At 69.8% G+C, this 13,533-nt stretch carries 10 protein-coding genes; 9 read left to right on the top strand and 1 reads right to left on the bottom strand.

The genetic code is table 11. The features are described 5' to 3' along the window. The first annotated feature begins 58 nt into the window (after positions 1 to 58). The 9 genes from GWK61_RS22755 (at position 59) to GWK61_RS22715 (ending at position 12,450) form a co-directional block, all read left to right on the top strand. Positions 59 to 1,750, top strand: a complete 1,692-nt coding sequence (locus tag GWK61_RS22755) for a sugar ABC transporter ATP-binding protein (protein WP_194911187.1) — start codon at positions 59 to 61, stop codon at positions 1,748 to 1,750. Then, positions 1,747 to 2,793 (top strand): ABC transporter permease, encoded by a 1,047-nt coding sequence (locus GWK61_RS22750; protein ID WP_228562771.1) that lies wholly within the window; start codon positions 1,747 to 1,749, stop codon positions 2,791 to 2,793. Before GWK61_RS22755 ends, GWK61_RS22750 begins: the two co-directional genes overlap by 4 nt. Further along, on the top strand, positions 2,790 to 5,369 hold the full coding sequence (locus GWK61_RS22745) for an NPCBM/NEW2 domain-containing protein (protein ID WP_194911147.1): 2,580 nt from the start codon (positions 2,790 to 2,792) through the stop codon (positions 5,367 to 5,369). Before GWK61_RS22750 ends, GWK61_RS22745 begins: the two co-directional genes overlap by 4 nt. Before the next feature lie 244 nt (positions 5,370 to 5,613). Further along, positions 5,614 to 7,050 (top strand): ATP-binding protein, encoded by a 1,437-nt coding sequence (locus GWK61_RS22740; RefSeq protein WP_323747702.1) that lies wholly within the window; start codon positions 5,614 to 5,616, stop codon positions 7,048 to 7,050. 142 nt (positions 7,051 to 7,192) lie between these two features. After that, entirely contained in the window at positions 7,193 to 7,681 is a 489-nt protein-coding gene (locus tag GWK61_RS22735; protein WP_194911144.1) for a heme-degrading domain-containing protein, read from the top strand. A 117-nt stretch (positions 7,682 to 7,798) separates the two neighbouring features. Next, on the top strand, positions 7,799 to 9,271 hold the full coding sequence (locus GWK61_RS22730; protein WP_194911142.1) for an FAD-dependent monooxygenase: 1,473 nt from the start codon (positions 7,799 to 7,801) through the stop codon (positions 9,269 to 9,271). Positions 9,272 to 9,301: 30 nt separating this feature from the next. Beyond that, on the top strand, positions 9,302 to 9,841 hold the full coding sequence (locus tag GWK61_RS22725) for a DUF4240 domain-containing protein (RefSeq protein ID WP_194911140.1): 540 nt from the start codon (positions 9,302 to 9,304) through the stop codon (positions 9,839 to 9,841). 112 nt (positions 9,842 to 9,953) lie between these two features. Then, positions 9,954 to 10,997, top strand: coding sequence for a GNAT family N-acetyltransferase (locus GWK61_RS22720; protein WP_194911138.1), 1,044 nt, complete (start codon positions 9,954 to 9,956; stop codon positions 10,995 to 10,997). 61 nt (positions 10,998 to 11,058) lie between these two features. After that, positions 11,059 to 12,450: an outer membrane protein assembly factor BamB family protein gene (locus tag GWK61_RS22715; RefSeq protein WP_194911136.1), complete on the top strand. Its 1,392-nt coding sequence runs from the start codon at positions 11,059 to 11,061 to the stop codon at positions 12,448 to 12,450. 65 nt (positions 12,451 to 12,515) lie between these two features. Here GWK61_RS22715 and GWK61_RS22710 read toward each other — a convergent pair whose 3' ends face one another. Continuing rightward, complete coding sequence (locus GWK61_RS22710) at positions 12,516 to 13,403, bottom strand: hypothetical protein (protein ID WP_194911135.1); 888 nt, start codon at positions 13,401 to 13,403, stop codon at positions 12,516 to 12,518. Between the last annotated feature and the right edge of the window lie 130 nt (positions 13,404 to 13,533).

The following is a 13,533-nucleotide window of genomic DNA, read 5'->3' as shown; positions in this document are numbered from 1 at the left end:
GCCGGTGGACAGCCCTGACGGTTCCAGCATCGGCGGTTCCAGTTTCGACGGTGCCGGCATCGACGGTGCCGGGACCGGGCTCGCGGCCGAGGCGATCTCCAAGCGCTTCGGCCCGGTCCGGGCCCTGCACGACGTCACCGTCGTCTTCCCGGCCGGCCAGGTCACCGCGCTGATGGGGGAGAACGGCGCCGGCAAGTCGACGCTGCTGCGCATCCTCACCGGCGACCAGCGCCCGACTCAGGGCCGGATGTCCCTGGACGGACAGGTCCTGGACCTGCACTCGCCGCAGGACGCGCACCGTGCGGGCGTGCGGCTCATCCCGCAGGAGCCGGAGATCATCCCGCACGTCTCCGTCGCGGAGAACGTCTACGCCGGAGCGCTGCCACGCCGGGGCCCGCGCGGTTTCGACCGCGCGGGGCTGCGCCGGCGCGTGCTCGCCGATCTGGAGCGCCTGGGCTTCGCGCAAGCTCTCGATCCGGATCTGCTCGGCTCGCAGCTCACCCCGGCCCAGCGGCAGCTCGTGGAGATCATGCGAGCCCTGACCGGGAGCACGCCGGCGCGCGCCATCGCGTTCGACGAGCCGACGTCGTCGTTGTCCGAGCACGAGGTCGACGCGCTGTTCGCGTTGATCCGGCGGCTGCGGGACCAGGGCATCGCGGTCATCTACGTCTCGCACCGGATGAAGGAGGTGTTCCAGCTCGCCGATCGCGTCGTGGTACTGCGCGACGGCGAGCTGGCCGGCGCCGCGCCGGCGGCGGACGTCGACGAGACCGCGCTGGTGCGGCTCATGGTCGGGCGCGACCTGTCGCAGCTGTTCGTGCGCGAGCATGCCGCGACCGACCGGGTGGTGCTGGACGTCTCGCAGCTGACCACGGACGACGTCCGAGATATCAGCCTGCGGGTACACGCCGGCGAAATCGTCGCGCTGGCCGGGCTGATCGGTGCCGGACGTTCGGAGCTCGCGCTGGCTCTGGCCGGCGACGTCCCGATCCGCTCCGGCCGGATCCTGATGGACGGCAAAGCGATCCGCCTGCGCGGCCCCCGCGACGCCATCCGCGCCGGTATCGGCCTGGCGCCCGAGGAACGCAAGGCTCAGGCCCTGTTCGCGCAGCGCACCATCCGGGACAACACGACCCTGGTCAGCCTGCACCGGCTGCGTCGCTGGCGCTTCGTCAAGCGCCGCGCGGAGAAGGCGCTGGCGCAGGAGTACGCCGACCGCCTCCGGGTCCGCGCGCCCTCCATCGAGGCCGAAGTCAGGACCCTGTCGGGCGGCAACCAGCAGAAGGTGGTCCTGGCCCGCTGGCTGGCGCGCAAACCGGCGCTGCTGATCCTGGACGAGCCGACCCGCGGCGTCGACGTGGGAGCGAAGGCGGAGATCTACCAGATCATCGCCGACCTCGCCACCGCCGGCACCGCGGTGCTGGTGATCTCCTCGGAGCTGCCCGAGGTGCTGGGGCTCGCCGACCGGATCCTGGTGATGCAGAACGGCCGGGTCACCGGGGAGCTGGGGCGGGCTGAGGCCTCGGAGGAGAAGATCCTCGCGCTGGCGATGGCTGATGATCTCGGCGGCCAGGACAGCTCTGACAGCCCGACCGATCTTGGAAACTTGCCGCCCGGCGCTGCTCCCGCAGCTTCCACGTCGGCTGGCCGCAGCAGTTCCGATACATCCGCCAGTCCCAGCGATTCCGCCACCACCCCCGCGCCGATCCGCGAATCCGCCGGATCCGCCCCGGAAGGCAGTCCCCGATGACCACCACCTCCCCCTCGACACTCGGCCAGCGGGCCGAGGAGCCTCCCGCCGTCGCGACTCCCGCGAGCCGCCTCCGCGCCGCCGTCACCCGCGCCGGTGCGCAGAGCCTGGGCCTGATCGCCGCGCTGGCGTTCGTGCTGATCCTGTTCGGCTCGCTCAACTCCAACTACCTGAGCTGGCAGAACATCCAGGTCATCGCCGAGGCGGTGACCATCTCCGGGCTCCTGGCCGTGGTGCAGACCGTGGTCATCATCCTCGGCGCGCTGGACATCTCGGTCGGCTCGCAGGCGGGCCTGGCGTCGGTGACCAGCGCCATGGTGTTCACCAGCGCCAGCTCCAATGCCTTCGCCGGCATCGGCGCGGCCATCGGGATCGGGGCGGTGATCGGCGTCGTCAACGGCGCGATCATCGTCTACGGCCGGGTCAACGCCGTCATCGCCACCCTGGCGGGCCTGGCCGCGTACAAGGGCGTGGCGCAGCTCGTCTCCAACGGACGCGCGCAGGGCTACGTGCTCAACGACAGCATCTTCGTCTTCCTCGGCCGCGGCAAGATCGCCGGCGTGCCCGTCATGGTGTGGCTGCTGCTCGTGGTCGCCGCCGCGGTCCACGTCCTGCTGAAGTACACCGACATCGGACGCAACGTCTACGCCATCGGCGGCAACGACACCGCCGCCCGCCTGGCCGGCATCAACCTCAACAAGTACATCCTGGCCGTCTACGCGCTCTCCGGCGTCGTGGCCGCCGTCGCCGGGATCCTGCTGACCGCGCGCACCGGCTCCGGGCAGCCGGTCTCCGGCAGCGAAGGACTGGAGTTGCAGTCCATCACCGCCGCCGCGCTCGGCGGCTGCGCACTGAAGGGCGGCAAGGGCGGCGTCGGCGGCACGCTGCTGGCCGTCGCCCTGCTCGGGGCCCTGCAGAACGGTCTGACCGTCCAGGGCATCAACGCCTTCTGGCAGAACATCGCCCAAGGCGCACTGTTGGTCGTCGCCGTCGTGCTCCAGCAACGGCGCTCTCGCGAACGGGCTGTGGGGTTGCCAGCATGAGACTGATACCGAAATTCATCGCCTTGGCCGCATCGGCGGCCCTGATGGCCACGATGGCCACGACGGCGACGGCCTGGGCGGCCGCGACCACGACCGCCGCGCGACCGCCGTCCCGAACCGCGGTCCCGATCAACAACCTGGCCCGCACCCCGTATCAGGGCTGGAACACCTACTACGGCCTGGGCTCGACCTTCACCGAGCAGACGATCAAAGCCGAGGCCGACGCCCTGGTCAACAAGGGCCTCGCCGCCGCGGGCTACAACTACGTCTGGATCGACGGCGGCTGGTGGAACGGCACCCGCGACGCCTCCGGCAACATCACCGTCAGCGCGAGTCAGTGGCCTGACGGCATGCAGGCGGTCGCCGACTACATCCACTCCCGCGGCCTGAAAGCCGGCATCTACACCGACTCCGGCCTCAACGGCTGCGGCGGCGCCAACCAAGGCAGCTACGGCCGCTACCAGCAGGACGTGAACCAGTTCGCGGCCTGGGACTACGACGCGGTGAAGGTCGACTTCTGCGGCAGCGAGCAGATGGGCCTGGACCCCGCCACGGTCTACGGCCAGTTCCGCGACGCGCTGCTGAACAACAGCAGCCACCGTCCGATGCTGTTCAACATCTGCAACCCGTTCATCCCCGAGACCGGCGCCGCCCCCGGCCGCACTGCCTTCGACTCCTACAAGTTCGGCCCCAGCACGGGCAACTCCTGGCGCACCGACACCGACATCGGCTTCCCGAACAACGTCCAGTACTCCGACGTGCTCCGCAACCTGGACGCGGACGCCGCGCACCCGGAGGCCGCCGGCCCCGGTCACTGGAACGACCCGGACTACCTGGGCCCGGAGCTCGGCATGACCGACGCCGAGGCGCAGTCGCAGTTCTCGATGTGGTCGATCGTCGCGGCCCCGCTGATCATCGGCAGCGACATCACCAAGCTCTCGGACAACGCGGTCGCGATGCTCACCAACGGCGAGGTGCTGGCCGTGGACCAGGACCCGCTGGGCATCCAGGGCACCGTGCTGAGCGGCGCTACGAACCCCGCCAACACGCAGGTCTGGACCAAGCCGCTGGCCGGCGGCGACGTCGCGGTCGCACTGCTCAACCGCGGCACGACCCCGCAGACCATCTCCGCGACCGCCGCGCAGATCGGCCTGCCGAAGTCCGGCGCCTACGCCCTGCGCGATCTGTGGCAGCACACGACGACCGAGTCGGCCGGCACGATCGCCGCGACCGTCGCCCCGCACGGCGTCATACTGCTGCGGGTCTCCCGGCACGGCGACCCGGCCACCACGGCCCCCTCGACCGTGCTGTCCCCGGCGACCCTGACCCCGACCGCGCAGGCCGCGCTTCCCCTGGTCGCGCCCGGCGCCTCCTTCCCGGTCTCGGCCACCTTCACCGACAACGGCCGGCTCCCGATCCAGGACGTGACGCTCACGCTCGCCGTCCCGGCGGGCTGGACGGCCACGCCGACCGGCTCGGTGACGGCAAGCCGGCTCAAGAGCGGGCAGTCGATGGCGGCGAGCTGGCAGGTGACCGCAGCGCCGGGGGCTCTGCCAAGTCCGGACCAGTTGTCGTTGACCGCGAACTACGGCTGGCAGAGCTCGAACTACGGCGCGCGGAGGTCCTTGCAGACGCTCAGTACCGCGGAGTCGACGCAGGTTCAGGTCCCCGCAGCGCCGCCTTCCGGCACCGGCCCGCTGAGCCACCACCCCTGGCTCGACGCGGCGAGCGGATATCTCGTCCCGCGCGTCGATCTGGAGGACGCCGGAGGCGGTCCGCTGACGATGCACGGCGTCACGTACCCGACCGGCGTCGGCACCGCGTCCGTGTCGACGATCGACTACTACGTCGGCGGCAACTGCAGCACGCTCAGCGCCACCGTCGGCATCGACGACTCGGCCAACTTCGACCCCACCGGCGGAACCGTCAGCTTCCAGGTCTACGGCGACGGCGTGAAGCTCTACGACAGCGGTCTGGTGACCCGGGCCGCGCCCCAGGCCATGTCCGTGAACCTGGGTTCGGCGAAGGTCATCAGCCTGGTCGTCGGCGACGGCGGCGACGGCACCTACAACGACCGCGCGGACTGGGGCGGTCTGCAGATCGCCTGCGGCGCGCCGGTCGCGACGCAGCCGGGCGGGCCTTGGCCGGCCTTCGTGCCGAGCTCCACCCTGTCGGCGACGGCCAGCAGCGCCAACAACGGCTACCCGGCGAGCAACGCGGTGGACGGCCAGGTCACGACCCTGTGGCACTCGCAGTTCAGCCCGGTCCACGACCCGCTGCCGATCTCCCTGACGATCGACCTGGGATCGGCGCAGACCGTCACCGGACTGACCTACCAGCCGCGCCTGGACGGCGACATCACCGGCACGATCACCGGCTACACCGTCGAGGTCAGCAGCGACGGGGTGACCTTCACGAGTGCGGCGGCACCCGGGACCTGGCCGCAGGACGCGACGCTGAAATCCGTTCAGTTCGCACCGGTTTCGGCGCGTTACGTACGACTGACGGCGACGGCGGCAGCGAACGGCTACGCCTCCGCGGCCGAAGTCGGGGTGGCCGCGCTCCCGGCGGCGTGAGCCGTTTTCGGCGGAACGCCCGCTGAGCACACGCTGAACACACGCCGAAACACGCACAGCGCGGCCGGTCGAGGATCCTCAGGTCCTCGACCAGCCGCGTTGCGTCGTACCAGCGCTCTTCCTCACCCTGCTCACGGATGGATCTCAGCTGACTCTCAGCGCGACCCCTCAAGCTCTGCCCATGCACAGGATTGGCGATTGGCTCAATCGGCGGTCGTTCCGATCCCGGATCACCCTTCTGGTCGTGGCGGCGGTGGGGCTCTCGGTGGCCCTGTGCGCCCTGATCAGCTATCTGGCGATCAGCAAGACGATCATGGACCGTATGGACGGTCAGCTGGAGCAGCGCGCGACCGTCTTCACCGCGGTGCCGCTGCAGATGTTCACCCCGGACTACCTCGACCTTGCCTCCAACAGGCAACTGCTGGCCACCTCCGGCTACCAGGAGACCCTGGTCTACGCCGACGGCTCCGCGCACGAGCCCCAGAACCTCGAGCTGCGCCGCTTGGGCCCGGACGGCCAAGCGGGCCAGATCCTCGCCACCTACCAGGTGTGGGCCCCCTTCGGACCGCCCGAAGTCGCCGTCGCCGCGCAGCAGAGCGACACCTCGCTCAGGACCATCAACTACAACGGCGTGGACTACCGCGTCTACGCCATCCACAACACCTACGGGGACGGATCCCCGGGCAACCCGCAGCCCTCGGCGCTGGTCTTCTCGACCTCGCTGGCCCAGACCGAGTCGGCGCTGAGGACGATCGCCACGATCTCGGTCGTGGTCGGCCTGCTCGGCATCGGGCTCGCGGCCGCCGCGGGCCTGGCGATCGGGCGCGCGGCGCTGCGACCGGTGGTGCGGCTCTCGCACGCGACCGAGTACATAGCCCGAACCGGCGACCTCGGGCGCCTGCACGTCAACGGGGACGACGAGATCGCGCAGCTGACGCGCAACTTCAACACCATGCTCGAAGCGCTGGCCCAGTCGCGCGAGCACCAGAAGCGGCTCGTCGCCGACGCCGGACACGAACTGCGCACGCCGCTGACCTCCATCCGCACCAACCTGGACCTGCTCGCGCAGGTTTCCGCCGCGCCCGACGACGTCCGCCTGCCCGCCGAGGAACGTGTCGCGCTGCTCAACGACGTGCGCGCGCAGATGGAAGAGCTCTCCATGCTCATCGCAGACCTCGTCGAGCTGTCCCGGGACGACCACCCTTCGCACACGATCGAGCACCTGGACCTGGTCAACGTCATCGAACGCGCCGCCGAGCGGGTGCAGCGCCGGGCGCTCAGCGTCAGCGTGACGTACGACTTCCGCCTGGAGCACTGGTACCTGCAGGGCGACGCCACGGCGCTGGAGCGGATGGTGACCAACCTTTTGGACAACGCGACGAAGTTCTCGCCCGAGGCCGGCACGGTCACCGTCACCCTGGCCGACGGTCTGCTCCAGGTCGCCGACCAGGGCCCGGGCATCGCCGAGGAAGACCTCACGCACGTCTTCGAGCGCTTCTACCGCTCGCCGGAGGCGCGCTCCACCCCGGGCTCCGGCCTCGGCCTGGCGATCGTGCAGCACATCGCCACGAACCACGGCGGGCACGTCGCGGCGGCGCGCGCCTCGGGGGGTGGGGCGCTGCTGAGTGTGTGGCTGCCGGGGCGGGCGGCGCGGCTGGAGGAGCCGGTCGCCACGGGGTGAGTGGGTCGTGAGGCGGTCGTGAGGCGGTCATGGGGCGGTCGTGAGTCGGTGTGAGTGGGCGGCGCGTCGGCGTGTGCCGGTGTGAGCTGGTGTCCGCCGGCTCCGGTTGACTGTTTGGCAACACTGTTGATTAACTCGCCCCGTGAGCGAACGAGCGACGAGCGAACGACCCACGAGCGACGAACTGCTCGCCCAAGAAGAGCGCCTGGTCTTCGGCAGCTTCACCCACGACGACGCCTGGGCCCTGGGCTCGCTGCTGGTCGAGCTGGCGCGCGAGCGCGGGCTGCCGGTCGCGATCGACATCCGCCGGGGCGACCAGCAGCTGTTCCACCACGCGCGGCCCGGCACCAGCCCGGACAACGCGTCGTGGATCGAGCGCAAGACCAACGTCGTGCGCCGCTTCGGCCACAGCTCGCTGCTGGTCGGCCAGCGCCACCGCGACCGCGGGACCACGTTCGAGGCCGCCTCCGGGCTGCCCGGCGACACCTACGCGGCGCACGGCGGGTCGTTCCCGATCACCGTCGCCGGCGCCGGGATCATCGGGACCGTCACGGTCTCCGGGCTGCCGCAGGTCGAGGACCACAAGCTCGTGGTCGAGGCGGTGGAGCGCCTCCTCGACGGCGGGCGCTGACACCCGGACTGGGTTTTCTGGTCCTATCTGGGGCCGCGTCTGCGGTCGCGTCTCGGGTCACATCCCGGGCCGCGTATTCCGGTTGCGGCGCGCCCGGGGGTGTTGTTCATTGGCAGCATGCCGGACGTGGATGTCCTGATCGTCGGCGCCGGACCGGTCGGGCTGACCGCCAGGGCGCTGCTCGACCGCTGGGGAGTGCGGACCGTCCTGGTCGAGAAGCACTCCGAGCTCTCGCCCTTCCCGCGCTCCCGGCTGCTCAACGTCCGGTCGATGGAGATCTTCCGGCAGCTGGGGATCGACCGCCGGGTCGCGGCGCGCGCCTTCGCCCCGGAGTACGGCCGGGTCCGGTTCCGCGACTCCTTCACCGAGCCGGACTTCGCCAGCGCGGCGATGATCGGCGTCAACGCGCCGATCGCGGAGAGCCCGGTGCTCGGGGCGGTCACGTCCCAGGACCGGCTGGAACCGACGCTGCTCGACGCGGCGGACAGCCCGATCCGGTTCGGGGTCGAGCTGGCCGGCCTGGCCGAGGAGCCGGACGGCGTGCTGGCCTCGTTCGGGGACGGGACGAGTGTTCGGGCGCGCTACGTCCTCGCCGCCGACGGCGCGAACTCCACGGCGCGGGAGCTGCTCGGCATCGGCACGGTCGGTCCGGGCGCACTGGGCTTGACGACCACCGTCATGTTCGAGGCCGACCTGCGGCAGCGGTGCGCCGACGCGCCGGCCGGTGTTTATGTCACCGCGTTCGGATCGATCCTGCCGATGTATCCCGAGGGCGGCTGGGCCTGGATCGGGCAGGTTCCGGAGGGGGCTGACCACCGCGAGCCGCTGTCGCGCACGCTTGGTGACGGCCTGCCGTTCGAGGTGTCGCGCGTGCAGCGGTGGACGGTCAACGCTTTCGTCGCCGAGCACTTCCGACAGGGCCGGGTCCTGCTGGCCGGTGATGCCGCGCACGCGATTCCGCCGGCCGGCGGTCTGGGGATGAACACCGGCATTGCCGACGTGCACAACTTGTGCTGGAAGCTCGCGGGGGTGGTGCAGGGGTGGGCTCGGCCGGGTCTGCTGGACACGTACGAGGCCGAGCGGCTGCCCGTCGCGCACCTGACACTGCGCCAGGCGGTCGCCAACGCCCAACTGTTGATCCAGGCACAGCAGAAGCGCGTTGAGCAGCTGGCGGGCGACGACGCCGGCGGTGAGATCGAACTTCCCTGGTCGGAGCATTACTTCGCGCAGCTCGGGCTGGTGCTGGGCGTTGCTTATGGGAGCGAGGCCGGCGAGCCCGGTACGGACTACGTTCCGAGCACTTCGCCGGGCCACCGGTTGCCGCACGTTGATCTCGGCGGCGGTCGGTCGACGTTGGACGCTGTCGGGGAGTGGTTCACGTTGTTTGTCGAGGACCCGGCTGCGGCCGGCTGGGCTGAGCTCGCACCGAGTGGTCCGCTGCCGGTGCGGGTGGAGCGGCTGAGCGGCGGGTACGGGACGTTGCTCGTCCGGCCCGACGGGCATATCGGTGCGCGGTGGGACAAGCGGGTGCTCGGCGCGGACGAGCTGTTGCGGGCGCAGGAGACGATCAGCGCGGCAGGTCTCGTGTAGTGAGGGTTCGACCTGACATGCTGGGCGACCGTGGACACCGCTCAGTTCTGGCACCTGGTTGACCAGGCGCGCGACCGCGTTTCAGACCTCGATGACGCCGAGGCTGTCGCGAAGGAGGCCCAGGCGCTGTTCTCGGGGCTTCCGGTAGGGGATATCACTGCTGCCGACCAGGTGTTCTGGCAGCTGATGGCCGACTCGTTCCAGGATTCGCTGTGGGCGGCGGCGTATGTCATCAACGGTGGGTGCTCTGATGACGGCTTCGACTACTTCCGTGGCTGGCTGATTCTTCAGGGGCGCGAGCGTTTCGAGCAGGCGCTGCGGGATCCGGATTCGCTGGCCACGTGGCCGATCGTTGTTCAGGCGGCTGAGGCTGAGTCCGAGCTGGAGTGCGGGTCGGCGCTGGTTATGACGTCGCGGGCGTTCACGGCTGTCACCGGTGGCGAGATCCCGGCGTGCGATGCGATCGTTTATCCCGACGCGGATCCGGATGGGGAGTGGAGTTTCGAGTTCGACGATGTGGATGAGATGAATCGTCGGCTGCCGAAGCTTTCGGGGCTCTTCGAGTACTGATACTCCGAGTACTGATACTCGTCTGCTGCGCTTCCTTCGGCGCTCGCCTCACTGTCGCGTGGGCGGCCGAAATCCGTATGACAGTGCGAGCGTCGCTGCCTACAGTCGCCGTATGGCCACCGAATCGTCGAACTCCACCCTCACCTGGCGCCCCGTCGCCCCTGGTGACGCCGCTGCCTGTGCCGTGCTGCTCAACGCGATCGAGGATGTGGACCACTTCGGTGAGTTCTTCGGCGAGGACGACGTCGCCGAGCTGATCGGGGACCCGGTGCTCGACCTCGCGCGTGGTTCGCTCGGGGTGTTCGACGGGGAGGCGATGGTCGGGTACTTCCTGGCCAAGCACAAGCCGCTCGCGGTGGGGCAGCATCGGGTGATGCTTGAGGGCGGGGTGCATCCGGTGTATCGGCGTCGGGGGATCGGGGCGCGGTTGCTGTCCGAGGGTATTGCGAGCGCGAGGGAGCTGCACGCGATTCACCATCCGGAGCTTGCGCTGGCTGTCGATGCGCAGAACAACGAGCGGAATGCGGGGGCGCTGGCTGCTTATGCTGCTGCGGGGATGGCGTCGATTCGGTGGTATTCGCAGATGGCGCACGACCTTCGCGAGGTCGGGGTCGGGGTCGGGTCCGGGGTCGAGGTCGAGGGCGGCGGCGAGGCTGATGGCGGCGTTGTCGTTCGCGTGCCGGTTCCCGCCGGGTTCGTTGTCGAGAAGCATTCCGCCGACAACAGCGAGGAGTTCCTTGCGGTCCGCAATGAGGCGTTCCTCGATCATTGGGGTGCGGTTTCGATGCCTGCGGAGCAGTGGCACAGCACGATGGTCGGCTGGCAGTCGTTCCGCCCTGATCTCAGCTTCCTGATTCGCGACGGCGCTACTTCTGCTGCCGCCGGCATGCTTTTGACCCATTCGTGGGACTCGGACACCGAGGCCACCGGCATCCGCGACGCGCACTTCATGCTCATCGGGACCCGCAGTGCCTACCGCAAACGCGGCGTGGCCAGCGCTTTGATCGCCCTCGCCGAACAGGCCGCCAAGGCCGGTGGCTATGACCAAGCCAGCCTTACCGTCGACTCCGCGAGTCCGACCGGTGCGATCGGTTTGTATGAGCGGGCGGGGTTCGCGGTAACGGGTACTCATGTGCGGTACGCCGTCGAGTTCTGAGTCGCTGTTCACGCCAGCTGCTTTTAGGTCGCAGTCGTCGCGCATCCGTTAATCTCAGCTCATGCGCGGCGACGACGGATACGGGTCCGAATCCAAGAAGGATTCGGTGCTGGGGCTGGCCGGTGTCGGCGTTGGTGTCGGTGCCGGTGATAAGCGGATGCGGCCGATTACGCGGCGCGCGATCCTTTTCGGGATACCCGCGGTGAGCGTCACCGGGGCCGTGGCGTTGGGTGTCGCCGCCGAGCACTCCGAGAACGCGCGCCATCAACGTGCCCTGAATCCGCCGGTGAATCCGGGTCCTGCGACGGTGCGTACTCCCGGCACGCTCGCGGGTCCGGCCGCGGCGCCCGGCTGGTCGGTCACGGTGAGCAGTAGCGTGCGTGCGATCGCGATGGCTGCTGGGACTGTGGTGCTGGTGGACCGCTTCGGGAACGTGCGGGGCTACGATCCCCAGACCGGGGTCGAGAAGTGGCAGCCGTCGGTCGTGTTCTTCGTCAACATCGAGGCGCCGCTGATGGTGGTCGGGGACACGCTCTACGGGTACGACGCCGACGGCGATGTCCTGGCTGTCGATGCGACGGACGGCACGCTGCGGTGGAAGGTCCAGATCGGCACCAGTGGCGTGGACATCGCGACGGTGCAGGGGTCCGCCGGGTCGCTGGTCTTCAGCACTGGGTCGATCGAGGGGCAGGGCGGTGTGGGTGCTGGCGTCGTCGGCGGCGGCGGGGCGATGCACGGGAAGCTGTGGGCTGTGGATACTGCCGGCCACGGCGTCGCGTGGACCGTCGACGGGCTCGACTACAACCTGGCGGTGGCTGCCTCCGAGCCTGCCGGTGTGGTAGCTACCGCCGACGAGATCGCCTACCGGCTCACCGCGTACTCGCTGAAGGACCGGAGCGTGGTGTGGCACAGGGATACCGGCAACGCGGAGTCGATCGGGCTGCCGATTTCGCCGGCGGCGTGCCTCACGGTCTCCGGCAGCACGTTCTACTGGGGCGCGGACAAGCTCTACGCTCTGGACGCGGCCACCGGCACGGTGCGCTGGAGTGCTGACGGCCCGAATCCGGCGGATGAGTTCCAGAGCGTGGTTGTACTGGCTGGGCAGGGCGCGGGCGATGCGGACCTCGTCGTGGCCACCACGACCGGGGCGGGCGGTGGAACGCTGAGCGCGTTCGACGCTGCGACCGGCGTCACGCGGTGGGTGCAGCGGGGGAGCGCGAAGTTCGGCGACAAGACTTCCCTTACTGCTGCGACCGGGACCGGGGCTGCTGGCGTGCTGTATGCGGCCGAGGACGACAGCGGGTCGTTGTTCGCGGTGGACGCCAAGACCGGTCAGACTCGGTGGACTTACCACGACGCTGCCGCCACCGCTGATCTTGTCTGGACGGTCGCTGCGGATGATGCGCGGGTGTATGTCGCATATGGCAAGAACCTGATGGCCTTCGAGCACTGAAGGCAGCTAGTCGGCACTGGCGCCTACGGCAGACCGGGATGGTCGCGGCTGGCCGGCTGTGCGGTCTACGGCAGGCCGGGATGGCTGGCGATGAACGCGGACGCCTGCTGGACCTGCTGCGCGACGGTCTTGTCGTACTCGTTGAGCGCGGCCTTGTGGGAGCCGATGTACTGCCGGTCGTATCCGCCTTCGACCGCCACCACCACGCCGACGAGGTTGAACTCCCGCTTGCACGCCAGGTCGGCGCTCGCCGTCGCGACCTCCTCGTGCGGGATGACGACGTCGTTTCCGGCGGGCGTCAGCTGGCTCCAGCGGGGATTGATGTAGGCATCCCAGGGGGTCGCGTAGTGGAAGCCCTTCTGGGCCATGCAGGCTGACCACTTCTTGTTGACCTCGGCGACGCGCGGATCGGTCGCCGGCACGGCAGGTCCCTGGTCGGGGAGCGCCCCGGAGTCCTGGACGATCGGGATCTTGCCGCCGACGGCCGTCACGCCCGCGCCGGCGCAGCCGCCGGAGGGGACCGGCTTGCCGCCGAAGGTGGCCGTCGGTTTGCCGGCCGCGTCGACTCCGTCCAGGACGGAGCGCTCGTCGGCGGGCATGCGGTTCAGGAGTGCGGTGTCGACTTCCTGGTGCACCTTCGTGTCGTAGCCCTTCGCCGGGTCCGACGCGGGGTCGAAGAAGCCGTATTCCTTGGTGCGGGCCAGGTTCTGGTAGACGTCACGCTTCTCGTCGGGGGGCTTGGGCAGCTCCAGCGTGAAGCCGAAGTCCCGCATACACGCCTCGGTCCCGACACGTATCGCGCTGAAGATCGTCGTGGCCTGATCCGCGCTCACGGTGTAGGAGAAGATCGGCCGGGTGACCTGGTCTGGTGAGGTGATGGTGGGGATCGGCCCGGTGGCTGGCGGCTCGGCCGCGGGGTGGGTCGAGGCGCAGGAGGCCGTGCTCAGGGCCATGATGGCGGCGCCAAGCTGGCAGACGTCCCGATCATCAGCGGCACCGTCACGTTCGACGACACCGCCGCCCTGCTGCGCCGCCAGGTGGTCATCACCGTGCCCATCCGCGACGCGGCCGGGAACAACTGGG

This window comes from Catenulispora rubra (assembly GCF_015356825.1).
In the GTDB taxonomy this organism is placed as follows: Bacteria; Actinomycetota; Actinomycetes; order Streptomycetales; family Catenulisporaceae; genus Catenulispora; species Catenulispora rubra.
Note: the sequence above shows the minus strand (reverse complement) of the source record. Positions and strands in the feature narration are given on the sequence as shown.